Here is a 25,555-nt window from a genome sequence, read left to right on the forward strand (position 1 = left end):
CTACCCTAGGCCAAGTCGAGCGCAGAGGCAAGATGGAACGCGAAGCAATGGAATTTGATGTCGTCATCGTCGGTGGCGGCCCGGCAGGCCTGAGCGCCGCCATCGCATTGAAGCAGCAGGCCCCGGCCCTCTCGGTCTGCCTGCTGGAGAAGGGGGCCGAGATCGGTGCCCACGTCATTTCCGGCGCCCTGCTCGATCCCGTCGCCCTCAGGGAGCTGCTGCCAGAGAGCTGGCAGGAAGCCCCCCTCGGCGTGCCGGTGACGGATGATCAGGTCCATCTGCTGCAAAGCGACAGCCGCTCCCTGCAGCTGCCCCACTGGGCGGTGCCACCCCGCATGCACAACGACGGCAGCCACATCATCAGCCTCGGCACCCTCTGCCGCTGGCTCGGCAAGCAGGCCGAGGCCCTCGGTGTCGAGATCTACCCGGGCTTTGCGGCGAGCACCCTCATCGTGGAGGAGGGCCGGGTACGCGGGGTGGTGACCGGCGATCTTGGTCTCGACAAGGAGGGCAACCCCAAGCCGGATCACGTGCCCGGCATGGCCCTGTATGGCCGCTATACCCTGTTTGCCGAAGGGGCGCGCGGCCACCTCGGCAAACAGCTGATCGCCCGATTCCATCTGGAAAATAGCGCCCAGCCGCAGCATTACGCCATCGGCTTCAAGGAGGTGTGGCAGGTGCCTGCGGGACAATCCCACCCTGGGCGGGTACTCCATGGCAGCGGCTGGCCCCTTGGTGAGGGAAAGGGCAACAAGAGTCAGGGGGGCTTTTATCTCTATCATCTGGCCCAGGATCAGGTGGCGGTCGGCCTTATCGTCGATCTCAACTACCAGAATCCCTGGCTCAGCCCCTTTGACGAATTCCAGCGTCTCAAGCACCACCCCCTCATCGCGGCAACGTTGCAGGGGGGCGAGCGCATCAGCTACGGCGCACGGGCCATCACCAAGGGGGGCTGGCACTCATTGCCGCGCATGCACTTTCCCGGCGGCCTGCTCATCGGTTGTGACGCGGGCACCCTCGACTTCTCCCGCATCAAGGGGATCCACACCGCCATGAAGTCAGGCATGGTGGCGGCCGCGACGGTCGCCATGGCACTGCGAGGAGGGGATGAAGGGGGACGGGATCTGGCCGAGTTTCAGGACGCGCTGCTGCAAAGCTGGCTGACCCGGGAACTGAAGAGGGCCCGCAACGTTGGGGCCGCCCTGCACCGCTTCGGCCCCTGGCTCGGCGGCGCCTTCAACTGGCTGGAGCAGCGACTCTTTGCCTTGACCTCTCCTTTTACTCTGCTGGACAAGGAACCGGATTACCGCCAGCTGCGCCTGGCCAGCCGTTGCCAGCCCATCGACTACCCCAAACCCGACGGCAAGCTCAGCTTCGACAAGCTCTCTTCCGTCTATCTGGCCAGCACCAGCCACGACGAGGATCAACCCTGTCACCTGACCCTTCAGGACGCGCGCATTCCGGTCGAGGTCAACCTGCCCACCTGGGCGGAACCCGCCCAGCGCTACTGCCCGGCGGGGGTGTTCGAGATCCTCGATGGGGATACCCGGCCAAGGCTGCAGATCAACGCCGCCAACTGCATTCACTGCAAAACCTGCGACATCAAGGATCCCAGCCAGAATATCGTCTGGACGCCGCCCCAGGGCGGCTCGGGCCCCAACTATCCCAATCTGTAACAGGCTTGCCCACGCAAACCAGAGCAGATAACAAGGAGACGCAGCCCCGGAACACCGCACGGAGACCGTTTTCTGCGCTTGGCCGGAGGCTGTCGCAGGGCGACCAGCAACCCGCCATTCCCGCCGGTGAGCTCGGGCCCTCCCCCACTCCAGGGCGAAGAAAGGAGGCGACGTCGGGATCGCCCGTTTCGAGGTCGGCGTGGCTGATCCGACCTCGCCGCTTTTTTGAGCGAACAGGCTGAACCCCTGATGAATAGGCCCTGACAAGCGGGTCCCGCCCCTGTATAGTTCGCCGCATTCAGGTTGTCCATCGGCCTCGTTATGCTATTTCATGGGATCGCTTTCCGTGCGATCTAAGGCCGCATGAACCTGTGCAACCATCCCTGATTACCCATGACTTCTTAAGGGGGGACAGATGATCACCGCCTACATTCTCAACAACAAGGTGCTGGACATAGTCACGCTCGGGCCGGATGACATCGTTCCCGACAACACCGTCTGGCTGGATGCCTACAAGCCGGACACAGCGGAGCGAGAATGGTTGACGGGCCTGTTCCTGGAGGAGGTGCCGGACAAGGAGGAGCTCGATGACATCGAGGCATCCGCCCGCTTCTACTGGGACACCGACGGTCTGCACATCCACTCCCTGTTTCCCCAGCGCATCGGCCGTGACACCAAGGGTGTGCACGTCTCTTTTACCCTGCGCAACAACCTGCTGATCAGCATCCGCGAGGATGACATCGGCCTGGTGCGTCTGCTGCGCCACTACATGCGCCAGGACAGGCTGGAGGTCGAAGACGCCCTCGACATCCTGCTGGAGGTGCAGAACCTCAAGGTGGAGTACCTCTCGGATCTCATCGAGGATGGCTACAAGACCCTGGAGAACACCGCCGATCAGATCTTCGAGCCGGACCAGATCAACCCCATGCTCAAGGAGCTGATGGCCCAGGAAGAGGCCAACGGCCAGATCCGTCTCTCCCTGCACGATACCCGCCGCGCCCTGCGCTTCCTCAAACGCAGTCTGCGCCAGCGCATGACGGGGGAGCAGAACAAGTGGATCGACGAGATGCTGCACGATGTGGAATCCCTGCTGCCCCATACCCAGTTCCTGTTCGACAAGATCAACTTCCAGCTGGAGGCCTCCATGGGGGTGACCAATCTGGAGCAGAACAAGGTGATCAAGATCTTCTCGGTAGCCGCGGTCATCTTCCTGCCGCCGACGCTCATCGCCAGCATCTACGGCATGAACTTCGGTCGCATGCCGGAGCTCGCCTGGGAATACGGCTACCCCCTCTCTCTGGTGCTGATGGTGATGTCATCGCTGGGCACCGGTCTCTTCTTCAAGCGAAAAGGCTGGCTGTGACGCCGGAACCCGGCAACTAAAGACTGCGGATTGGGGGGCATGGCCCCCCGATTAATTCCCGGCCGTTGCCGGCCTTGCAATGGCCTGCCCTGTGCCCCATATCCCCTTCATCACTCGCACTGCATGAATGGATACCGGGCCACCATGACCCTCTACCCCGAACACCGTTACGACGATCACGGCCAGTTGCGCCCCCCGCTCTGGTTCTGGCCCATCGCCCTCTTGCTGACCCGCTCGGTCTGGCTGTTTCTGATGGCGGGGGTCACCCGGGAGAGTGGCAGCGCCATCCTGACCCTCTTCTACCCGGACAAGCTCACCCTCTATATCAGCCTGCTGACGGACGTGCCCGCCATGCTGGCGCTGCTCGCCTGCGGCGGCACCCATCGCCAGACCCACAGTGCCAGAGCCTGGCTCAGACGCCACAGCCCCTTGCTGCTGCTCTGCTCTGCCGTCAGTGGCCTGCTGATGCAACTGCACAGCCTCAATCTGCAGCAGTGGTCGTTCAACTGGTCCACCGCCCTGGTGCTCATCGCCAGCCTCTGGGCGCTCTGGTATCTGCTGAGAAGCCGCCAGTTGCGGGATTACGCCCTGGATCAGCCCCACTGACAGGCTGGTTCACTGGCGCGTGACCCGGATCTGCAGAGTCTGGCGCTCGCTGCCGCTGGCCCTGCCCATGCCTGATGGATTGGCGATCGCGGCCTCCCGGCTGCCTTGGGTTGTGGAAAGCTCCCCCACCGTCAGCCACTGGCCCGGGGCGCCGCTCACCTCGGTGGCACTCTGGCCGGTGTGTATGTTGCCCCGCTCCACTCTTGCCTGTTCACTGCTGAGGGCCACCTGCACCCTGTCCCCTATCAGGGTCGCGGTGGCGTAGAGACCGTTCATCAGCGGCATCATGCCCACCACCCTTCCCCCCTGCCACTGGTAAAAGGTGACCGGCTGATAGGACCCCATCTGCAACAACACGGGCCGCCCGGAGAGGCCGCGCACCTGCCAGTTGTCACTCTGGCTGCGTTCATAGTGCCGGGCATCCCCCTCCAGCAGCCACTGCCGTTTGGCATCCAGGCCCAGCCCCACTCCGGCCTGCTGACTGCTGGAGGCGCCATCCACCCGCCACTCGATGAGCAGGCTTTGGGGCGGCTGGTTCACTTGCGCCAGGGTACGCTCGGCCTCCTGCAACTGGGCGGGGGTTCCGCTCAGTACCAGCTGGTTGCCCATGGCGCTCACCCCGAGATCCGGGTAGATCTCCTTGAGCGTCTGCACCGCGGCATCCGCCTCGAATACCGGTATGACCTTCACTTCGGCCCTCAGGGGCAATGCCAGCAACAGGCAGCACCCCAGCCCCCAATACCCTGATCCAGCGCGCATCTTCTCCTCCCGGCGTTCACCGCCACCCTCTCGCTTCCTGCCATCATGGTCCATGGCGCCCCGATTGCAACGGGCCTGGTATGCAACCCCACACAGAGGCACCTGATAAAGACTCGTTAAGATACCAAACAATACAAATAAAAATGGTTATCATTTGTTGTCACAACAAAAACCCTCGGATACAATTCGGACTCATTTTTTCGAGTCAGCCTCTGATGAAGCCAGAATCCGTCGCATCCACCCCTGCCGCCATCCACCTGGCGCTGCTCATCAACATGCTCTCCATGGGCTGCATGATGATGGTGATGCCCCTTGGCCCGGAACTGGTAACCCGCCTGGGGATGCTGCCGGAGCAGACAGGTTACTTCAGCGGCGGCGCCACCCTGGGCGCCGCTCTGCTGGGCCTCCTGGCCGCCCCCTGGCTCGATCGGGTCAACCGCAAACCCGCCCTGCTGGTACTGCTGGTCCTGCGCTTCCTGCTCTTGATGGCTTGCGCCCTGGCCGAGGATAGCCAGACCCTGCTGCTGATCTTTATCCTGTCCGGCTGTGTGGCCGGCCCCCTGGGGGCCATCCTGATGGCGGCGGTGCTGGATCTGGTACCGCCCGCCGAGCGGGGCCGCCGTCTCGCCTACGTGGGCATGGCGTTTTCCCTGGCCGCCATTCTGATCGTGCCCGCGGCCCTCGTGCTGGCCCAGTGGTCTGGCTGGCAGAGCCCCTTCCTCTTGTTTGGTGCTGGCGGCCTGCTGCTGGCCCTGCTGTGTGCGATCTGGCTGCCGTCCCTGCCGGTCAACCGGGCCCCGGCAGGCCAGGGGATGCGCCAGTTGCTGGGGTCACCGCTCTGCCAGGGAGCCCTTTTCATCCTCTGCCTGCAGATGTTCGGCCACTTCCTGCTCATTCCGCACTTTGCCAACTACTTCCAGTTCAACCTGGGTTTCCCGCGCGAGCAGATCGCCAGCCTCTATCTGTGCGGCGGTCTTGCCAGCATGGCCACCATGCGCCTGTGCGGCGGCTGGATCGATCAGGGCCGCGCCCAGGGCGCCATCCTGCTCACCAGCCTGGCCCTGGCCCTGATCACCCTGGTGGGCTTTGCCTTGCCGGCAGGCCTGCCTCTCTATCTGCTGTTCACCCTCTTCATGGCCCTGAGCTCCGCCCGTGCCAGCACCACCCTCGCGGTCACGGCGGCCATTCCGGCCCCCCATCAGCGCGCCGCCTTCATGTCTTTCCAGGGCTCAGTCACCAATGTGGCAGCGGGCCTCGGCAGCCTGCTCTCCGCCAGATATCTGGTCTCCGACGAGGGGGGCGCCCTGCACGGTTTCCCCACCCTGGCCTGGATCAACATTGCGTGCACCCTGGTGGCCTGCGCCGGTGTCTGGTTCCTCATCCGGGGCCTGAAGCGCACAAGAGATAACAATAATCCTGCCTCTGGCACCGCCAGACAAGGAAGTCAGTGAGCACCGGATCAGAAGAATCCGGACCCCATAACCTCAGTTATATCCATGGAGTTTTTGACAATGCAGTTGCAGCACGGCCTCTTTAAACTGAACCCCATTCTGCTCTCCCTTGGTCTGCTGGCCGTACCGGGCCTGGCCCAGGCCGAGTCCGTCAAGGCCAACGAGACGGTGGTGGTCACCGCCACCCAGACCAAGCACACCGAGCTGACCGCCCCGGCCAGCGTCTCCGTGGTCACCCGCGCCGATCTGGACAAGATGAACGTCAACAACATCGGCGATGCCCTCAAGCACGTTCCCGGTGTCAACATCATCGGCACCAACCCCACGGGTCGCAACGAGATCAAGATCCGCGGCATGGGCGGTGACTACACCCTGCTGCTGGTCAACGGCAAGCGGGTCAACGCCCGCGAGACCCTGGGCAGCTCCTTTGGCAACGACTTCGACTTAAGCTCCATCCCCATGGCCGCCATCGAGCGTATCGAGGTGATCCGCGGTCCCGTCTCCTCCCTGTACGGGGCCGATGCCCTCGGCGGCGTGGTCAACGTGATCCTGCGCCAGGCCAAGGAGTACACCGAAGCGGCCGTCGGCTACACCCACACCATGCCCACCAAGGGGGATGGCGGGGATGCCAACCAGGGTAGCGCCTTCGTCTCCGGCGCCCTGATCGACAACAAGCTGCTGGGCAGCGTGGTGGTGGAAGGCTATCAGCGGGATCGCTGGAAGAGCGAGCAGTCCAACAACCCGGATGCCGACGCCCTGGAGAAACGGGAAGTGGTCAACGTGCTCTCCAGCCTGAAGTGGCTGGTGGCCGACAACCAGGACATCGACTTCGATCTGGGTTACAACCAGAACGACATGGACAGCTACTTCAACAACGTGCCCCGTGCCCCGACCGCACCGGCCACCCCCCACAACGTGCAGAAACTCGATCGCCTGAGCATGGGGCTGACCCACAACGGCCGTTGGGAACACTTCGACAGCCGCGCTCGTTACTACTTCGAGCAGACCGATCTGATGGATGACTCCCAGCTCAACGGTGGCGCCGCCGACATCACCCAGACCAACAACACGGTGGATGGCCAGTTGAGCGGCTACCTCGGGGATCACCTGCTGACCTCGGGTGCAGAGTTCCGCAAGACCGAGCTGGAGCACAGCCGCAGCATCCAGAACGGCAGCGTGGATGCGAGCCAGAGCGCCCTCTACCTGCAAGACGAGTTCGGCTTTGGGGATCTGGCCCTGACGCTCTCCGGCCGCCTGGATCACCACGAGACCTATGGCAACGAGTTCAGCCCCCGTGCCTACGCCCTCTACTCCCTGAGTGACGAGTGGGTGATCAAGGGGGGCGCCGGCAAGGCGTTCAAGGCCCCGACCCTGGCCCAGTCCAGCGAAGGGTTCGCCACCACCGCCTGCCGCGGCGCCTGCAAGGTGATAGGCAACCCGGATCTGAAGCCGGAAACCTCCGTCAGCTACGAGCTTGGTACCGCCTACAACGCCGATCGCTTCGGCGCAGGGGTGACCGGCTTCCACAACGAGATCGAGGATCTGATCCAGAGCGATCAGTGGGGCCCGGGCTACCGTCCGACCGTCATGACCTACCTCAACGTCAAGAAGGCCCGCATCAAGGGGCTGGAGCTGACCGGCTGGTTCGACGTGCTCGACAACGTGCAGCTGACCGGCAACCTGACCCTGCTGGACTCCGAAGACAAGAGCACGGGTGACGATCTGGCCAAGACCCCGGATCACACCGGCAACATCGGCCTGGACTGGAAGGCGAGCGACGTGGTCAGCGCCAACCTGGCCTGGCAGTATGTCGGCAGCCAGGTGATCAAGGTGCCGGCCCGCAACGCCCAGGCATTCACCTCCAAGCACTACCAGACCCTGGACGTGAACACCAAGTGGACCGTCACGCCGGCCCTGGACTTCAAGCTCGGCATCACCAACCTCACCAACACCCAGCGTGACGAGGTGGCGACCGACGCCGACTTCATCCTGGAAGGTCGCACCGTCTACGCAGGGGTCGATTACAAGCTGTAATCCATCCTGTCTGCGGGAGCCCCGGTCGCGGGGCTCCCTTTTTGCGTTTCTGCCTCCCCGAATTCAAGGAGTCATTGAGTGCTCAGATACCAAGCTCGGCTGTTCTGGCTCGGCGTGCTGCTCCTCTTCCTGCTGATTTGTCTGTCACTGGCCACCGGGGCCGGTGTCTATGGTGGCCGCGAGGTCGCCGGTTTCCTGATGGGCGATCCCGCCTTCGTGGCCGATGAAAAGCTCGCCATGATAGTCCATACCCTGCGCCTGCCCCGTACCCTGGCAGCCCTGGTGGTGGGGGCATCACTCTCCCTGGCGGCCTCCATGCTGCAAAGTGCCACACGCAATCCTCTGGCCGAACCCGGCCTGCTCGGGGTCAATGCCGGCGCCGTCTTTGCTCTGGTGATCGGCCTCACCTGGTTTGGCGTCGAATCCGCCTACGGGTATCTGCTCTGGTCCGGCATGGGGGCCCTGCTCGGCAACCTCATCGTGCTGGGCCTCGGCCTCATGGTGGGGCGCTCCAACCCCCTCAAACTCATCCTGGTAGGAGTCGCCCTCTCCGCCACCTTCGGCGGTCTTTCCAACTTCCTGCTGCTCTCCAACCGGGTGGTGCTGGAGCAGTTCCGCTTCTGGAACTTAGGGTCCCTTGCCGCCTCCAGTCTGGAGGCGGTACTCACCGTGGTCCCCTTCGCCCTGGCCGCCCTGCTGCTGACCCTGGCGCTCTGTCGCCCTCTCACCCTGATGCAGATGGGGGATCACCAGTCCAGGGCCCTCGGCATCCGCCCCACCCGGGTGCGGATCGGCGTGCTCCTGGCCGCAACGCTCTTCACCGCCTGCGCCATCGCCATCGCCGGTCCCATCGGCTTTGTCGGCTTCCTCGCCGCCTACTGCGCCCGCCTGGTGGAGCCGGTTCGCCTCGCCATCCAGGTGCGCTTCTCCGCCCTGTTCGGGGTGCTCTTTCTGCTCGGTGCCGATGTGCTGGCCCGCTGGCTGATCCAGCCCTACGAGCTGCCCAACGGCGTCATTCTGGCGCTCATCGGGGCGCCCGTGCTCATCCTGGTGGTGCGCAGCGGCGGCTTCCGCTCCCTGCTGGCCGTCAAATAAGGTGCCACGCCCATGAAGAACTCTCTCTCACTCCCGAGCGGCACCCTCTGCCTTCGCCTTGGCAGCCGCACCCTGTTGCTGCACCGCCGCGCCTGGCTCATCACCCTGGGGCTCCTGCTCGCCCTCACCCTGCTCTCCCTGTTGGCCCTCACCCTGGGTTCCGGCAAGATCACCATGATGGGGGTGATCCAGACCCTGCTCGGGGAGGGAAGCCGACTCGATCAGGTAACCGTCTTCAAGATCCGACTGCCGCGCCTGTTGGCGGTGCTGGTGGCCGGCGCCGCCATGGGACTCTCGGGCTGCCTGGTGCAGACCCTGGTGCGAAACCGCCTCGCCACCCCGGACATGATCGGGGTCAACGAGGGGGCATCCCTTGCCATCATCATCTTCTCCCTCTATCTGACCCTGGGCAGCTGGCCCTGGTGGGCCGCCCCCTTCGGCGCCCTGTTTGCCGCCGCCGTGCTCTATGCCCTGTGCAACAAGCCGGGGGAGCAGGGCTACCTGTTCGTGGTGATCGGCATCGGGGTCTCGGAGCTGATGAACGCCCTCGGCCAGTTCGTCATGTCCACCCAGTCCCTGGTGCACCTCACCAGCCTCTATCTGTGGAACATGGGCAACTTCGTCGGTCAGGGCTATGGCACCTTGCTGCCGGTGAGCCTGCTGCTCCTGCTCATCTGCCCCTGGACCGTCTGTCTCTCCCGCTCCCTCGGCGTGCTGCGCCTGGGACCGGTGACGGCCAGCACCCTCGGGGTCAACGTGAACCGGGTCCAGCTCGGGGTGCTGGCCCAGGCCATCATTGTCGCAGCCCTTGGCACCGCCATCGGCGGCCCCGTGGTCTTCATCGCCATGGCGGCCCCCATCCTTGCCTCCTGGCTCAGCCGGGATCGCATCGTGCCGCTCTGGATTGCCGCCCTGTGCGGCGCCCTGATGCTGCTCGCCAGTGACACCCTGGTGCGGGTGCTGGCCAGCCCCCACGAGGTGGCTACCGGCATCATGACCCGCATTCTCGGCGGCCTGCTGCTGCTCTTCATCCTGCTCAAAGATCGCCAGAAGGCCGACTGACCATGGCATTCATCCATTTTCAATACAGACCGAGGGCCGCCCGATGACGCTCACCGTGAACCGACTCCAGTTCGGCTACCCGCAAAAGACCATCTTCAAGGAGATCTCCTTCTCCCTCCCCCGGGGCAAGCTGGTGGGGATCGTCGGCCCCAACGGCGGTGGCAAATCCACGCTGCTCAAGCTCCTTGCGGGACAGGAGCAGCCCCGGTCCGGGGAGATCCTGCTCAAGGAGAAGCCACTCGGTGCCTATGGCGCCAAAGCCCTGGCTCGGGAACTCGCCTATCTGCCCCAACGCCCCCTGGTCCCCCCCGGTATCCTGGTGGAGCAGCTGGTGCAATATGGCCGCCATCCCCATCAGGGCTGGTTCAATCAGTGGAGCGAGGAAGATGCTCGCATGGTGGACTGGGCCCGGGAGCGGATGCAGCTCGATGCCATCTGGCACCAGAGCGCCAGTTCGCTGTCCGGCGGTCAGGCCCAGCGGGTGTGGCTCGCCATGGTGCTGGCACAGGATGCGGACATCATCTTGCTGGACGAGCCCACCAGCGCGCTGGACATCGGCCACCAGACCGAGGTGATGGAGGCCATCCATCGGGTCGCCGCCGAGGGCAAGACGGTGCTTATCGTCATCCACGATCTCGCCACCGCCGCCCGCTACTGCGACGAGCTGATTGCCCTGGGGGATGGCGCCATCCAGGCCATGGGCCCGGCCCGGGAGGTGGTGACCAAGCCCCTCATCGATCGCCTCTACCAAACCGATGTGGACATACTGCACGCCCCCGGCGACGGGGCCCCTGTCATCGTGCCCCGCCGACGCGCTGACGAAGCGCCTCGCCTGCGCGCCGACCATGGCGTGCCGGCCTGAGCCATACCCTGTCCCAGAGAAAGAAACCGCCTGATGGCGGTTTCTTTCTCTGGGCTTTGCGCTGGCGTTATCCGGGCGCTGGCATCGTGCTCACAGCAACAAGACGGTGAGCACGCCCCCCGGCAGGGCTTGCCAGTGCAGGGTGGCGCGCCAGCCAGCTGGCAGGGTCGGTGTCAGCGGGCATTTGAGCTCCAGGGTGAGAGTCTGCGCCGTCATGGCGAGCCAGCGGGCATCGAGAAAGTCAAAGTAGCGCCCCACCCGGGGATAGAGCCCCTTGAAGAGGCTCTCCTTGGCGGAAAACACCAGGGTCACGCCCTCTGCCAGGCTCAGCTGGGCGTCGTGAACCCCCGCCTCCAGCCGTCCCCACTCCTCCCCATCCATGATGCCGGGCCAGAGCTTCGCCCCTTGGTCGCCATCGAGCCAGGCCTCCAGATCCAGCCCGATTCCCTCCTGGCCCGGACGCACCGCACACAGGGCCACCCCCTCTCCCGCCAGCCGGCTGTGGCTGATGCTCCCCTCCACCCCTTCAGGCCAGAGTGGCTCCCGGGCCGCTCCGATGGCCACGCTGCATCCTGCAAGACCGAAGGGACGCAGGGCCTCACGGGCTGCGAGACGCCCTGCCAGAAACTCCCCGAGGCGCTTGGGGGCAGCCCCCTGCAATGAAGCAGGCAGGATGATGCCCTGGGCCCCAAAGCACTCCGGCGAGAAGGCGGCGGGATCAAAACTGACCCGATGAAGAGACAGCGTCTCCAGGCCCGGCAGGCACAAGGCATCGAATTGACGGACAAAGGATCCATCGAGTGAGGGACAACGAGGCAACATGCAAGGCTCCTGACAGGGGCCTGCGATGGTACCAAAGCAAGCCGAGGTCATGCCACAAATACAAATGACAACGCTTCTCACTTGCTTTGTGGTAGCATGTCCCCGCCCATTCGGGGCTGGCCGGGCGGCTCTCAGGCACTTTCCAAAGACTCCGGCCCACCGATTTCACCCATAAGGATGTCACCATGAAGATCTTCTCCCCGCTGGCCACCTTGCTCATGCTGGCCAGCCTGACGGGCTTCCAGGCCCAGGCGGGCAGCCGCCAGGTCATCGATGCCAACGGCCAGCCCCAGAGCGTCCCCGATGCGCCCCGGCGGGTCGTCGTGTTAAGCGAACTCGATCTCGACAGCGCCCTGACTCTGGGGCTGCAGCCGGTAGGCACCGTCAATGGGCGCGGCCAGTCCACCCTGCCCCGCTATCTGCTGGACAAGGCGGGCAAGGAGATCGCCGTGGTCGGGGATCTGGACAACCCCAATCTGGAGACCCTCATCGATCTGGAGCCGGACCTCATCCTCACCGGCCAGACCAAGCCCGAGCTCCTGGCCCTGCTCAAGGAGATCGCCCCTACCGTCGTCACCGGCAACTGGGGCGAGCCCTGGAAAACCGTGTTCGGTCGCAGCGCCGACGCGATGAACCGGGGGGCCGAGGCCAAGGCGTTCCTCACCCGGTATGAGGCCCGCCTGGCAGAGGCCCGCAGCAAGCTCGCCCAGCATCAGGGGGAACAGATGAGCATAGTGCGCTGGAACCCCAAGGGGCCGAGCTACATGCACGGCGGCACCTTTGCCAGCAGCGTGGTCACCGAGATGGGGCTCACCCGCCCCTCCCACCAGATTGGCGACAAGAGCCCCCACTCCCCGGCCCTGAGCCTCGAATCCCTCAACCTGCTGGACGGTGACTGGCTGGTGATCGGCACCCTCAGCACCAGCGGGGATGCGGTGGATGCCATGAAGCAGGCCGAGCAGACCCCGGCCTTCCAGCAGCTTGGCGCCATCAAGGGCAAGCGCTTCGGCGCCGTGGACGGGTCGCTCTGGACCTCCACCGGCGGCCCCCAGGCGGCCCTCAAGGTGATCGACGACGTCGAGCGCCTGCTCACCAAACCGGATGCCGCCCCCATCGCTCACTAATCCCTCGGTTTACGGCCAACAAGAAGCCCGCATGATGCGGGCTTCTTTTTTATCCATCGCTCTTACCATCCGGCAAGGCGACTACTCGGGCAATGGCAGCGCCTTTCTGTCCAGTTTGCCGCTGCCAGTCTTTGGCAGGGCATCCAGCAGGATGAGCCGCGCCGGCACCATGTAGTGAGGCAGCGTCGCCTGCAGCCCCTTGCGCAGGGCGAGGCGATTGAGAGTCACTCCGGCCCTGGCCTCCACGTAGCCCACCAGCATGGCCTCGTCCCCCTCGCCCACCAGACGCACCGCCGCCTCCTGCACCCCGGCCTGGCGGCGCAGTCCCGCCTCCACTTCGCCGAGCTCGATGCGAAAACCGCGCAGCTTGATCTGATCGTCGCGCCGTCCCAGATAGAGGAAGCGGTCCGCCCCAAGGAGGCGCACCCGATCGCCGGTGCGATAGAGGCGATGGGTGGCAAGGCGCAGGAAGGCGGCGCTGGTCAAGGCCGGCTTGCGCCAGTACCCCTCGCACAGGGCCGGGCTCTCGATGCAGAGCTCGCCGCACTCCCCCTCTGCCACCGGCTGCCCCGCCTCGTCCAGCACCCAGTGCCGATAGCCGGGCAGGCTGTGGCTGATGGTGATCTGCCCGCCAACCGGCGGCCAGCGCACCTCGCTCACCAGGGACCAGACGGTGGCCTCGGTCGGCCCATAGCAGTTCCACAGCCGCCGGGTGCGGGCACAGAGCTGCTCGGCCAACCCTGGGTCCAGCGCCTCGCCGCCGCACAGGGCGGTGAGGGTATTGCGCCCCTGCCAGCCAGCCTTGAGCAACATACGCCAGCAGGCCGGGGTGGCCTGCAGCCAGTTGATGGAGGAGTCGGCCTCGAGCAGGGCCAGCATCCCCAGGGGATCCTTGTTGTGCTCACCGCCAGCCACCGTCAGCCGGCCACCGCCCCAGAGCGGCCCCAGCATCTCCAGCAGGGAGATGTCGAAGGCCGGGGTGGTGATAAAGAGCCAATGGCAGCTCGGTGAGAGCCCGAGCCGCTCGCGGATCCCGTCGAGGAAGCAGAGCAGGGCTCGCCGGCTGATGACCACCCCCTTGGGCTCGCCGGTGGAGCCCGAGGTGAACATCATGTAGGCAGCCAGGGCGTCATCCACCTGAGGCCAGGAGACCGGCCCTGCCGCTGCCGGCCCGCCGAGGGTACGCAGCGGACAGCCGAAAGCGGGCACCGATCGATCGCAGTCGCAGATCACCGCCGACAGGCGCGCCTGGCGGGCGATCCCCTGTAGCCGCTCCACCGGAAAATCCGGTTCAAGGGGCACAAAGGTGAGACCGAGGCGCAGGCAGGCCAGCAGGCTGGCCACCAGATCGGGGCTGCGGGAGAGATAGAGGCCAACCCGCTCCCCCACCGCCAGCCCCTGCAATCGGGCGGCAATCTCGCCGACTCTGGCATTGAGCGCGCCGTAGCTGAGCCACTGCTCATCTGATCCGCCCTCACTGATGCCCTCCCCGCCCATGCGGATGGCGGGGGCCAGCGGGGTGGCGGCCAGACAGGCCGCCAGCCGCGCACCCAGGTTGGCCGCCCCCTCACGGGGGGCAGGCCGGGTTTGCACGAGCGGAGCCTCATGCTTGATGGTCACCGTCATAGCGCCGCCTCCGTTTGGCGTACCAGCCAGTGCCGATAGAGCCGGCTGGGGGATGGATGGGCCTTGAGCGTCTGCAGGGTAAGTGGCGCCCGATCCTGCGCGAACGCCTCGTTAAGAGCAGCCAGCAGGGCGAGCTGCTGCACCGAATCCACCCCGAGTTCACACAGGGTCTGCTGCCAGATGCCGGGCACGCCGCACTGGCGCTCCCACAGGGCCACCAGCGCGCGGGCCTCGGCCGGCGGCTGAGCCAGGCTGGGCTCCGCCCTGGTGGCGACCACCTGCGGCATCACCGGGGGCTGTGCCGTCGCCACGCTGGCCGGTTGGCTCAGATCCGTCTGCGCCAGCCAGTCGAGCTCGGCCAGCCAGTCAGCCAGCACCGCCTCGGCCCGGGCCTCGGGGATCTGCTCGCCATCGAACTCGAGGCGCAGCTGGAGCGTCTCACCCCGACTGCTGACCACCAAGGAGAGAGGAAGCTCCACCTTCTCCACCACGGCGCCGAACTGCGGCACTAGCTGGTGAGGTTCGGGGGCGACGGGGGCCGCCGGCATGGGGTAGTTCTCGAACACGAACAGGCTCTGGAACAGACGTGCCCGGCCTTTGGTCAGTGCCGCCAGCGACTGGGTGCCGTGCTCATTGAGCGCCATCAGGTCGGTCTGCAACCGGGCGATATGCTCGGCCAGGGTCAGCTCGGTGCACCACTCAAGCGCCAACGGCAGGCTGTTGATATAGAGCCCGACGCTCGCGGTGATCCCCTCGATGGGGTAATCCCGGCCCGGGGTCACGTTGCCCACCAGGGTGACGGCATCGCCAGAGCGGCGTGCCAGCAGACGGTGCCAGACATATTGGGCCAACAGGCCCGCAGTCACGCCCAGGTCGCGGGCACGGCGCGCAAGCTGAGCTGCCACTTCGGCCGGCAGCGCCGTGGCGCACACCGCCGGTCGCTGCTGGGTATGGCGCCCGCTTGAGCCCGCGTCCAGCGTCACCCCGAACAGGCAGGCGAGATCGTTGGGCGTTGCCAAGAGCTCGCCCCGCCCCTGCCAGTAGGCGTCGGCGCTGCGGGCTTGGCTGGCGATATGGCGGCCAAATTCGAGCCAGGCGGTATCCGGCTCGCGCTGGGGCAGCAAACCGTTCATGAGAGACTGATAGTCGCGATGCAAGGCACCCAGCAACACGGGGCCGCTCCAGCCATCCAGCACGCTGTGGTGGGCGCTGAAGATCACCTTGTGGTGATCGGGGGCCAATTTGAAACAGGCAAGGCGCAGCAGGGGCGCCTGCTCCAGCGGGATCGGGCGGGCCAGATCCTGCTCGCGATAGGCCTGGACCCGTGTCTCTGCATGTTCCACTTCAGACAAGTCCTCATAGTGGAATGGCAACTCGGCGCGCTTGAGGATGCGCTGCAGCGCGACCCCATCCGCCAGTACCAGTTCGCTGCGAAGGGCCGGCCAGCGGGCGATCTGCCCCTGCCAGGCCTGACGGTAGACCGCCACGTCCAGCGGCTGGTGATAGTCGATCTCGGTCTGCAGGTGATAGGCGTGATCCCGGGGCGCCAGCGCCCTGTGATGGAACATGCTCTGCTGAAGCGAGGTCATGGGCAGCAGGGTCTCCACCTCGCGCCCGGCCAGCACCCGATCGAGCCCAGCTTGCGAGAGGTCAAGCCCCGGGAAGTCGCTCGGGGTATGGCGCGGCGCCTTCTGGTTGCAGCAGTGCTCCACCAGCGCCGTCAGGTTGTCCGCCAGCCGCGCCATCAGAGCGTCGCTCCCTTGCTGGTTGAGGGCGCCGACCTGGCGCAGGGTGAGGCGGCCATCAAACACGCCCCCATGCAGACTGACCAGCTCCCGCGGCAGATTGTCAGGGGACGTGGGGGCCCCCGGCGCCAGCGGCAGGGGCTGCCAGGGTTGAGCGGCCTCGCCCTGATGGCTGACCCCCAGGTAGTTGAAGACGATCAGGGCTTCGGGCAGTGCCCAACCACGGGGGTGGTGCAGGCGCAGGGCGTTGAAGCCCACCCCCTTGTCCGGCACGGCGCGCAGCCGCTCCTTGGTGGCGCAGACCAGCGCCTCCCACTCCCTGGCATCCGCCAGCGCCAGCGGGTAGGTGCTGGTAAACCAGCCGAGGGTACGGCTCACGTCGAGTTCCGCATCGATGGCCTCACGGCCATGTCCTTCCAGCATCACGCAGTGACGGCTGCCGTAACCCTGCTCGCTCAGGGTACGGGTCAGTGCCGCCAGCAGCAGGTCGGGCACCCGGGTGAAATAGGCCTGGTTGGCGGTGTCGATGAGGCGGGCCGTGGTCTCCTGACTCAGTTGCAGCAGGCTGGCGGCGGCACGGCCATCGGCGGCTCGTTGCGCCGAGAGCAAGCCTGACTCGCAGCCCTCCCCCTGAGCCAGCCAGAAGCCCATCTGCTCCTCTTCCCGTTTGGCGTAGGCCGCGAGCCCCTCGCCCCACTGGCGATAGCTGCTGCCCTTGGCGGGCAGCGGCTCACCCCTGCTCACCCGAGCGAGATCCTCGGCCAGAATGCGCCAGGAGACGGCATCGATGACCAGATGATGGAAGGCGAGGAAGAGCCCCTCCACCGTCTCCCCGTCCACCGTCAAATTGCGCAGGCGGGCCCAGGCCAGGGTGTGGCCGCTGGCAGGGTCGAGCTCTTCCTGCAGCTCGGTCAGGCGGGCCTGCAGTTCGGCCTCGTCTAGATTGGCGGCATCCAGGGTCGGCAGCGGCGGCAATGGCAGTTCGGCCAGGTAGCGCTGACCGGTCGGGGTCACCGCCAGGCGCAGGGCATCGTGGTGCTGGCGCAGGGCATACAGCCAGCCGCGCAGGTCCTCATCGTCCACCCCGGCCGGCAGGCGCAGGATCACCCCCTGGTTCCAGTGACCGGGCTTGGCAAAGCCCTGCTCGAAGAACCAGTGCTGAATGGGGTGGAGCGGGAACTCGCCGGTCAGGCTGCCCTGCTCGCTCCTGTGGCTGATCGCCTGCTGCTGGCCGAGCTGGCGACAGAGGCGGCGCACCGTCTTGGCTTCGAACACGTCTTTCACGCTGCAGTGCAGCCCCGCATCCCGCAACCGGGTGGTGAGCTGGATGCTGAGGATGGAGTCACCGCCCAACCGGAAGAAATCATCCTCCACCCCGAGGGGCTGCTTGAGCACCCCTTGCCAGATGGCGAGCACGGTCTGCTCCAGTTCGTTTTGTGGCTCGCCCTTGCTCTGCTGCCAGACGATGGCGGGCAGTCGGCGCAAGTCCAGCTTGCCGTTGGGGGTGAGTGGCATCTCGGGCAGCCAGCAGAGGCGCGCCGGCACCATGTATTCGGGCAGGCACTCGCCGGCCCGCTGCAGCAGGGCATCGCCGTCGGGCTCCCTTGCCCCGGCCTGCAAACAGGCGTAAGCGAGCAGGCGCCCCTCCTGCACCACCACCTTGATCTGGCGGATGACCGGGCACAATTCGGCAAGCCGGGTCTCGATCTCCCCCGGCTCGATGCGATAACCGCGCAGCTTGATCTGCTCGTCTATCCGACCCAGATACTGGATGTTGCCGTCGCGGCGCAGCAGGGCCCGATCGCCGGTGTGATAGAGGCGATGGGTACGTTCCTCATTCGTTGCATCAAAGGCCAGCTCGATAAAGGCCTCCTGGGTACGCTCCGGTAGATTGAGGTAGCCGCGGGCCAGCCCCAGCCCCGCCAGGCAGAGCTCGCCGGGCACCCCCACCGGGCAGAGGTTGCCCGCCTCGTCCAGGATCAGCGCCTTCAGGTTGTTGACGGGTCGACCAATGGTGATGGGCGCCCCCGGGGTGAGCCGCGCGCAGAGCGCGGTGACGGTGCACTCGGTCGGGCCGTACATGTTGAACAGCGCCACCCGCTCCCCCCAGCGCTCCACCAGGCTGCTCGGGCACGCCTCGCCGCCAAAGCCGATGGCCTTGAGGGAGCCGAGATCCGCCGGGGGCAATAGATTCGCCAACAGCGCCGTGGGCAGGATCATATGGCTGGCACCGCAAGCGATCGCGGCACCGATCACCCCCTCGCCCGGCTCGCCGAAGTGCAGGGCCGCGCCGCAGTAGAGCGGCAGCAGGGTGGTCATGTTGCCTGCATCGAACGAGAGGGACATGCAGTTGAACATGGCGCCATTCTGATCAAGGGCGATGCGCTCGCCGTGATCCGCCATCAGGTTGACCAGGCTGCCCTGCTCCACCATGACCCCCTTGGGCAGGCCGGTGCTGCCGGAGGTGTAGATGATCTGGGCCAGCATGGCGGCGTCCCGAGGCAGTGCGGGCGTGCTGGTTGGCATCTTGTCCAGCACCAGCCCTTGCAGATCGTGATATTCGGCCGTCGTGCCCGCCAGCGCCTCGCCAAGCCGCGGATCCGGCACGCCACCCAGCACCAGGCTGATGGATGCATCGCCAAGGATATGGGCCAGCCGCTCGGCGGGATAGGCAGGATCGAGCGGTACATAGGCCGCCCCCGCCTTCCAGCAGGCGAGCAGGGCGATGACGAAGGCCACATCGCGCCTGGCCTGGATGCCGATGGCGGCGCCCGGGGTGACGCCCTGAGCCTGCAGCCAGTGGGCCAGCCGGTTGGCTAGCACCTCCAGCTCGCCATAGGTCAACGATTGCACACCGTCGCTCACCGCCAACGCGTCCGAGCACTTCCCAACGCGCCGCTCGATATGACAGAGCAGGGTGTCGCGACTCGGGTAATCCGGCGGCAGGTCTGCAAGCTCGGCGGCCAGCGCTGCCTGGTCGGTGCCCGCCTCCAGCGGCAACTGCCAGATGTCGGTCTCGGGGGCCGCCACCACGGCGCGCATCAGGTGCAGCAGGCGATCGGCGTAGGCCTGGATGGTCTCTCGCTCGAACAGTGCGGTGGCAAACAGCCAGTCCACCCTGACCGAATCCATCAGCTCGGTCACCTTGACCGAGATGTCGGTCTTGGCCGGCAGCACAGGCGAGGTCTCCTCCACCAGCTGGCAACCGGGGATCAGATCGTTGAAGTCCACCTTGGCCTGATAGACCAGCATGATCTGGAAGATGGGGTTGATGGCGGTGGTGCGATCGGCGCCGATGGCCTCGGCCAGCGCCTCGAAGCGGTAGAGCTGGTGATCGAAGGCCGCCAGATCTTCCTCCCGGCACTGCTGCAGATAGTCGACAAAGCTGGGCTTGCCGCTGAATTGAGTGCGCAGCACCAGGGTATTGACGAAAAAGCCCACCAGGGACTCGATTTCGTGACGCTCGCGATAGGCAAGCGGGGTGCCGATCACCACCTCCTTCTCGCCGCTCTGGCGCACCATCAGCAAGGCAAACAGGGCGTGCAGACCGATGAAGTTGGAGGTGCTGTGCCGTTGGCACAGGCGCTTGAAGCTCTCCCACAGGTCGCTCTCGATGGTGGAGAAGACCAGCTCGCCGCCGCTGTCCTGATGGGCCGGGCGCGGCTTGTCGAGCGGCAGACCGTGCACCTCGGGGCTGCCACCTAGCCGATCGACCCAGAACGGCTTGAACTCGGCGTGATAATCGAGAAAACGCGGTGAGTTGAACCAGCGGGCATAGTCGATGTAGGTGAGCGGCAGCTCGCTTACCTGCAGAGGCTCGCGGTTCTGGTGGGCAAGAAAGGCGCGCTTGAGATCCGCGAACATGTTCTTGACCGACCAGCCGTCGGAGATGATGTGGTGCTGGGTGATCAGCAGCACGTGTTCGCGGCTGCCCAGCCGTATCAGATGCACCCGGCTCAGATCCCCTTTGGTCAGGGAGAAGGGGCGCCCGATCTCCTCGCGTACCCGCCTGGCCACATAGGCCTCGCGCTCAGCTGCGGGCTCTGTGCTCACATCCTCAATCTGCAACGTGAAGGGCTCGTGGGGCAGGATCTCCTGCGCCCCCCTGCCCGCCTCGTCCTTGATGAAGCGGGTACGCATGCTGGGGTGGCGGGCAAACAGGTGGTCGAAGGCAAACTCCAGTGCCGCCGTGTCCAGCTCTCCCTTGACGCGAAAATAGACCGGCATGTTGTAGAGGTGGGAGGCCTCCTCGTATTGCTCGATAAACCAGAGTCCGCTCTGGGACGAGGAGAGCGGCCCCTGCAAGGCCCCCTCTGAGGCGATAGGGGCCTCAAAGGCGGCACGGGCCGCCAGGCAGCGCACCAGTTCATCCTTGTGGGCCTTGATGGTAGCGCCGATGGCCGGCGTCACCGCCTCCTTGCTCGACTGGGAGATAAGCTGGCCCTTGTCGTTCAGCGCCAGCTTCACTCCCTGCCGTTCCAGCTGTTTCAACAGCAAAATCGTATTGTTCATCTGTTTCTCAAGCCTCAGGCACTCAGGGTGGCGCCGCCGTCGACGACCAGATCCTGCAGCGTGATGTGGCTGGCCAGATCCGAGGCCAGGAAGAGGACGGTATGGGCGATCTCCGCCGGGGTGGCGACCTTGCGCAAGGGGATGCCGAGCTTGAACTGCTCCGGCAACCCGGCAATGGTGCGGGCCATGGCCTCCTCGCTTGGCAGCATGCCGCGCAGCATGGGGGTATCCGTCGAGCCCGGCGACACCAGGTTGGCGCGCACGCCGAAGGGGGCCAGCTCCAGCCCCACCGTCTGGGTCAGGCTGGTGACCGCCGCCTTGGAGGCACAATAGGCCGCCATCTGCATGCGCGGCACATGGGCGGCGTTGGAGCCGATGGTGACAATGGCGCCGCGCCGCTGCCCCTTGAAGTGGGGCACCAGGGCCCGCAGAAGATAGAAGACGCCGCTGGCGTTGACCGTCATGCAGTCCTGCCAGTCATCATCGCTTAAGGTTTCGGTGGGGCCGAGACGCAGTACCCCGGCCCCGTTCACCAGCACATCGAGCCCGCCGTCCGCCAGCAGCGCTGCGCAGCAGGCGTTGACCGCCTGCGAGTCGCCAATATCGAGCAGCCGGGTGGCATAGGGGTAGTCGGCTTCGGGAAACGCCAGATCCAGCCCCACCACGGATGCGCCGGCCGCCACGAACTGCGTCGCCACCTCACGGCCGATGCCGCGCCCGGCCCCGGTCACCCAGACCCGCTTGCCAGTAAAATCAAAGGCCATTGCTTGTTGCTCCTTATCCATCACCACACCATCTCCACGCTCTCTTCGTCCTCGGCAAGCAGGCCGTCGAGGAAACGGCAGAAGTCGTCGAGGCGCGGGTGATCAAACACGTCGGAGACCTTGACCTGCACCCCGAACTCGGCGCCGAGCCGGTTGACGATCTGGATGGTCTGCAGGGACTGGCCCCCCAGTTCGAAGAAGTTGTCCGTGGGCGCCATGGTGGCGAGCCCCAGGATCTGCTGCCAGATGGCGCCGACCCGGTTCTCGGTCTCGCTGCCCAGGGTCAGGGCTTCATCGCCCGCCTGGTAGGCGGCCAGCAAGGCCTTGCGATCCAGCTTGTTGGAGCCGGTGCGAGGCAGCTGGTCATAGTGGCGATAGTCGGTGGGGATCATGGCGGCAGGCAGCACCCTGGCCAGCTGCGCCTTGATGACCCGGCTGTCGCGCTCCGCCCCCGCCACGAAGGCCACCAGCCGGCGCACGCTGCCGATGCTCACCCCCTGCACGCAGGCCTCGTCCACCCCCGGCAGGGCCAGCAGCTGGGCCTCCACTTCGCCGGGCTGGATGCGATAGCCGCTTATCTTGAATTCGTTGTCGCGCCGGCCGAGGTAGACCAGTCGGCCGGACACCAGGCGCACCCGATCGCCGGTGCGATAGACGGGCATCAGCTCCGCGCCAACCCGCAAGGTATCGAAGCTGCCTTGTACGCCCCCCACATAGCCGTTGGCCAGCTGCGGGCCGAGCAGTACCAGCTCGCCTTCCTCGGCGGGTTGCTCCCCCGCCCCCAGAATGAGCGCCTGCATGCCGGGCAGCGGCAGACCGATGGGCAACTGGGCCTGGCTCGGATCTTCCTGCTGCAGCTCCTGAGTGGTCACCACCACGGTCGTTTCGGTGGGACCGTAGGTGTTGAACAGGCGCACATCGGAGCGACCCTGGCGCTGCCACTGGGCCAGCTGCTCGGGGTAGACCGCCTCGCCGCCGATGATGACGGTGGTAAGCCCGGCAGGAATGTGGGCCTGACCCGCCGTCAGCGCCACCACCCACTCGTTCCAGAACGCGGTGGGCAGGTCGAGGTGGGTGATCCCCATCTGCTCCACCCCGGCCGCAAAGGCGGGCATGGATTCGAGCAGGGCGTCGGTGCGCAGTACCAGGGTGGCACCGGCGCTCAAGGTGGCGAACACCTCCTCGATGCTGGCGTCGAAGTTGAAGGGGGCGAATTGCAACATCCGCGCCTCTTCATTCAGGTGATAACGGCAGCGGGCGGCGGCGGCGAAGTGATCCAGCGCGCCGTGGCTCACCGCCACCCCCTTGGGCAGGCCGGTCGAGCCCGAGGTGAACATCAGGTAGGCGACGGCGCGGCCGGCTGTCGGCTGGTTGAGCCGATCATCGCTCACCAGATCCCCCGCCAGGAGCGTGCGCCCCTCAAACAGGCTGGCCAGCTTGTGGCGGTACTCGGCCTGGGTGATCAGGGTCTTGACCTCCCCCAGCCGCAGAATATGGCCCTGGCGCTCCAGCGGCTGCTCGGGGTCGAGCGGCACGTAGACGGCGCCCGCCAGCAACACCGCCAGCTGGGCGAAGATGGCCTGGGGGGTGCGGGCCAGCATGACCCCCACCTTGTCGCCGGGGGCGACGCCTGCGGCCTGCAGGGCGGCCGCCATCTGTTCGGATCTGGCCAGCAGCGCCTCGTAGCTGAAGCGGGCCTCTCCCTGCGCCGTGCTCTGAATCAAGGCAATCTTGTCCGGGGTCTGGGCGGCGAAATGGCAGAGCGCCTCCAGCACAGGCCGAGCCTTGATCACTTCATGGGAGGGGCCGGCGATCAGGGCGCTGGCTCGCTGCTCGGCCAGCCAGTCGGCCTTGAGCGCCCCCAGAGTCTGGGCGGGCTCGGCCAGCCAGCGGCCCAGCAGGGCAAACAGGGTATCGGCGATGGCAGCCAGATCCCCCTGCTGGTAGCAGCCGGGGTTGGCGTCCAGATCCAGTCTGGGCTGGCCATCGACGCCGACCTGCACCTCGATGGTGAGATCCTCCACCGGCCCGGCGCTGATGTTGAGAATATGGGCAGATAGCGGCCCGAAGCGGCGAGCGTGATCGAAGGGCATGATGTTGACCAGCGGGCCGAACAGGCGCTTGTCGCCCCCCACCAGGCCAAGGTCGCGGCGCAGCAGCTCGTAGCGGTAGTGCTGGTGCTTGCGCACCCCGCGCTTGGCCTTGGCCACGGCGCCGGCGGCGCCCGCCAGATCCAGCCCCTCTTCGAGCTCCAGAGCAAGAGGGGTAATGTTCATCTGCATGCAGGGCACGGTCAACGATGCCGAGCCGATGCGGTTCATCATCATCAGGCCGAGCAGGGTCTTATCCTGGCCGCTCGACAGCGACAGCTGGACAGAGAGGCCGGCCAGCAGCAGATCGGGCCAGCCCAGCTTGTGCTCGTCGGCAAAGCCAATCAGGGATTGCCAGAGCGCCGCCGGCAGCGGACGGCTCTCGCGGATAAATTCGGCGGCAATCGGCGCCCGTAACGAGCCAAAGGATGTCACCTCGGGCCAGCCTTGCAGCTGCTCCTGCCAGAAGGCGCGGGCGGCGGCGTTCTTGCCGCTCTGCTCGCGGCTCGCCTCTTCTGCCAGCACCTCAGCCAACGAGCCGAAGGGAGATGGGGAGTTCATCTCACCGGCCAGCCCCTCTGCATACAGTTCGGCGATGCGCTGGAACAGCAAGGTGGTGCCAAAGCCGTCGAGGGCGATGTGGTGCACGCAGCTGTAGAGATAATCGCGGCCGGGGCCGCGCAGCAGGGCAAAGCGGCAGGGTGCCTCTTGGGTCAGCTCGAACGGGCGGCGCAGATCGGCCCAGGCCCAGGCGCGGGCCAGCGTCTCGTCATCGCGCTCGAGGGAGACCTCTTCATAGGCCAGGGGCAGCTCATGCGAGACGAAGCAGACCGCCTCCTTATCGTCTTCGAAGTGGCCCTTGAGCGCCTCGCACTCCCCCACCGCCTTGGCAAGGGCCGCGACCAGCACGGCCGCCTCCACCTTGCCGTCGAAGGCGATGCACTCGGCGGTGTTGAACATCGCCTTGTCGTCATTGAGCAGATGTCCGGACCAGAGCCCCTGCTGGGGGATGGTCAAGGGGAAGCGATTCATGGGGTCACCTCCAGCGCCTGGGCTGCCAGCCTGGCCTCGATGAGGCGCCACCAACCGTTGAGGGTCGGCAGCTTGGCGAGATCCACGAAGCCCAGCTCCACCCCGGCGGCGCGCCACTCGGTGAGCAGGGCCATGATCCGCACCGAATCCAGACCGTAGTCGATGAGGTTCTCGTCGGGGTCAAACTCCCCTTCGTCCTCGTCGATATGACTTAGCAGCCGCGCCTTGAGCCCCTCATACGTCAGCAACGGATTGGTGGGCAGCGGACTGGTCTGGGCGGCAGAAGCGGAGGCCGGGGCGAGGGCCAGCACCTCCTCGCAGCGGATCACCTTGCCGCAACGGGTCGCCACGTAGTCGAGCGCCATCTGGTGGTCGGCCAGGGAGAAGTCCGCCACCCCGTCCGCCAGGAAGAAGGGCTGGATGTCGCGCATGAAGGCGTCGCAGGCGGTCATCATGCAGCCAATATGGCCGTAGATGCCGCCGATGATCAGCTGATCTCGCCCCAGCGCTTTGAGCATCTGCTCGAGCTCGGAGCGCTGGAAGGCGCTGTAACGCCACTTGACCAGCACGGTGTCGTCACGCTCTGGGCAGAGCGCTGCCACCACCTGCTGTTGCTCGGGCCGTTTGTTGAGCCCCGGGCCCCACATGTCGTTGAGCAGGGCGCGATCTTCAGGGGATTGATCCTTGGGCTGGGCGGTGTAGAAGACCGGGATGCCGAGGGCCTTGCACTGCTTGCGCACGGCGGCCAGCTGCTCGATGAGCGCCGCAATCAGCGGGCTGTTTTCGCCATAGAAGGCGGTGAAGTACTCCTGCATGTCGTGGATCAGCAGGGCTGCGCGCTTGGGATCCAGAGACCAGTCGACCTTGTTGGCCTTCCACTGGCTGGGCATGGCGTAATTGTTCAGGGTTGGGATAGCCATAACGTCATGATT

At 65.9% G+C, this 25,555-nt stretch carries 16 protein-coding genes; 9 read left to right on the top strand and 7 right to left on the bottom strand.

Going from position 1 to position 25,555, the window contains the following annotated elements:
- The first annotated feature begins 32 nt into the window (after window positions 1–32).
- The 3 genes from AB5Y80_RS18795 (at window position 33) to AB5Y80_RS18805 (ending at window position 3,645) form a co-directional block, all read left to right on the top strand.
- On the top strand, window positions 33–1,676 hold the full coding sequence (locus AB5Y80_RS18795) for an electron transfer flavoprotein-ubiquinone oxidoreductase (RefSeq protein ID WP_368173353.1): 1,644 nt from the start codon (window positions 33–35) through the stop codon (window positions 1,674–1,676).
- A gap of 415 nt (window positions 1,677–2,091) precedes the next feature.
- Window positions 2,092–3,039: a magnesium/cobalt transporter CorA gene (gene corA / locus AB5Y80_RS18800; protein ID WP_005301617.1), complete on the top strand. Its 948-nt coding sequence runs from the start codon at window positions 2,092–2,094 to the stop codon at window positions 3,037–3,039.
- Between the two features lie 144 nt (window positions 3,040–3,183).
- A complete protein-coding gene (locus tag AB5Y80_RS18805) occupies window positions 3,184–3,645 on the top strand; it encodes a DUF2919 domain-containing protein (RefSeq protein ID WP_041215334.1) in 462 nt (153 codons plus the stop codon).
- A gap of 9 nt (window positions 3,646–3,654) precedes the next feature.
- Here AB5Y80_RS18805 and AB5Y80_RS18810 read toward each other — a convergent pair whose 3' ends face one another.
- Window positions 3,655–4,404, bottom strand: a complete 750-nt coding sequence (locus AB5Y80_RS18810; protein ID WP_041215335.1) for a hypothetical protein — start codon at window positions 4,402–4,404, stop codon at window positions 3,655–3,657.
- A gap of 215 nt (window positions 4,405–4,619) precedes the next feature.
- Between AB5Y80_RS18810 and AB5Y80_RS18815 the strand changes: the two genes are divergently transcribed.
- The 5 genes from AB5Y80_RS18815 to AB5Y80_RS18835 all read left to right on the top strand — a co-directional run bounded on the left by AB5Y80_RS18815 (window position 4,620) and on the right by AB5Y80_RS18835 (window position 10,908).
- Window positions 4,620–5,855 (top strand): MFS transporter, encoded by a 1,236-nt coding sequence (locus AB5Y80_RS18815; protein WP_183148552.1) that lies wholly within the window; start codon window positions 4,620–4,622, stop codon window positions 5,853–5,855.
- Window positions 5,856–5,915: 60 nt separating this feature from the next.
- The gene (locus AB5Y80_RS18820; RefSeq protein WP_368173354.1) at window positions 5,916–7,889 is read left to right on the top strand and encodes a siderophore amonabactin TonB-dependent receptor; all 1,974 of its coding nucleotides are present in this window, start codon (window positions 5,916–5,918) and stop codon (window positions 7,887–7,889) included.
- A 78-nt stretch (window positions 7,890–7,967) separates the two neighbouring features.
- Complete coding sequence (locus AB5Y80_RS18825) at window positions 7,968–8,984, top strand: amonabactin ABC transporter permease subunit 2 (RefSeq protein ID WP_010674444.1); 1,017 nt, start codon at window positions 7,968–7,970, stop codon at window positions 8,982–8,984.
- Window positions 8,985–8,996: 12 nt separating this feature from the next.
- Window positions 8,997–10,046: an amonabactin ABC transporter permease subunit 1 gene (locus AB5Y80_RS18830; RefSeq protein ID WP_266141370.1), complete on the top strand. Its 1,050-nt coding sequence runs from the start codon at window positions 8,997–8,999 to the stop codon at window positions 10,044–10,046.
- Window positions 10,047–10,089: 43 nt separating this feature from the next.
- A complete protein-coding gene (locus AB5Y80_RS18835; protein WP_119197725.1) occupies window positions 10,090–10,908 on the top strand; it encodes an amonabactin ABC transporter ATP-binding protein in 819 nt (272 codons plus the stop codon).
- A gap of 90 nt (window positions 10,909–10,998) precedes the next feature.
- On the opposite strand, the gene AB5Y80_RS18840 is transcribed toward AB5Y80_RS18835, so the two are convergent.
- Window positions 10,999–11,730, bottom strand: a complete 732-nt coding sequence (locus AB5Y80_RS18840; RefSeq protein ID WP_368173355.1) for a 4'-phosphopantetheinyl transferase — start codon at window positions 11,728–11,730, stop codon at window positions 10,999–11,001.
- Between the two features lie 185 nt (window positions 11,731–11,915).
- Here AB5Y80_RS18840 and AB5Y80_RS18845 point away from each other — a divergent pair, with 185 nt between their 5' ends.
- Complete coding sequence (locus AB5Y80_RS18845) at window positions 11,916–12,854, top strand: ABC transporter substrate-binding protein (protein ID WP_368173356.1); 939 nt, start codon at window positions 11,916–11,918, stop codon at window positions 12,852–12,854.
- Window positions 12,855–12,935: 81 nt separating this feature from the next.
- Here the strand turns inward: AB5Y80_RS18845 and amoH are convergent, their stop codons facing one another.
- The 5 genes from amoH to amoB are packed head-to-tail and all read right to left on the bottom strand — an operon-like array spanning window position 12,936 to window position 25,543.
- Window positions 12,936–14,480 carry an amonabactin biosynthesis glycine adenylation protein AmoH gene (amoH, locus tag AB5Y80_RS18850; RefSeq protein WP_368173357.1) on the bottom strand — a complete coding sequence of 515 codons (1,545 nt, stop codon included), beginning with the start codon at window positions 14,478–14,480 and terminating at the stop codon, window positions 12,936–12,938.
- A complete protein-coding gene (amoG, locus tag AB5Y80_RS18855; protein ID WP_368173358.1) occupies window positions 14,477–20,737 on the bottom strand; it encodes an amonabactin biosynthesis non-ribosomal peptide synthetase AmoG in 6,261 nt (2,086 codons plus the stop codon). Before amoG ends, amoH begins: the two co-directional genes overlap by 4 nt.
- A gap of 14 nt (window positions 20,738–20,751) precedes the next feature.
- Complete coding sequence (amoA, locus tag AB5Y80_RS18860) at window positions 20,752–21,501, bottom strand: amonabactin biosynthesis protein AmoA (protein ID WP_323920194.1); 750 nt, start codon at window positions 21,499–21,501, stop codon at window positions 20,752–20,754.
- A gap of 20 nt (window positions 21,502–21,521) precedes the next feature.
- Window positions 21,522–24,623 carry an amonabactin biosynthesis non-ribosomal peptide synthetase AmoF gene (gene amoF / locus AB5Y80_RS18865; protein ID WP_368173359.1) on the bottom strand — a complete coding sequence of 1,034 codons (3,102 nt, stop codon included), beginning with the start codon at window positions 24,621–24,623 and terminating at the stop codon, window positions 21,522–21,524.
- Window positions 24,620–25,543: an amonabactin biosynthesis bifunctional protein AmoB gene (gene amoB, locus AB5Y80_RS18870; protein ID WP_368173360.1), complete on the bottom strand. Its 924-nt coding sequence runs from the start codon at window positions 25,541–25,543 to the stop codon at window positions 24,620–24,622. The genes amoF and amoB overlap by 4 nt, the downstream gene beginning before the upstream one ends.
- Window positions 25,544–25,555 lie beyond the last annotated feature (12 nt).

Origin of the sequence: Aeromonas sp. R2-1 (assembly GCF_040908425.1) — a bacterium.
Taxonomy (GTDB): domain Bacteria; phylum Pseudomonadota; class Gammaproteobacteria; order Enterobacterales; family Aeromonadaceae; genus Aeromonas; species Aeromonas caviae.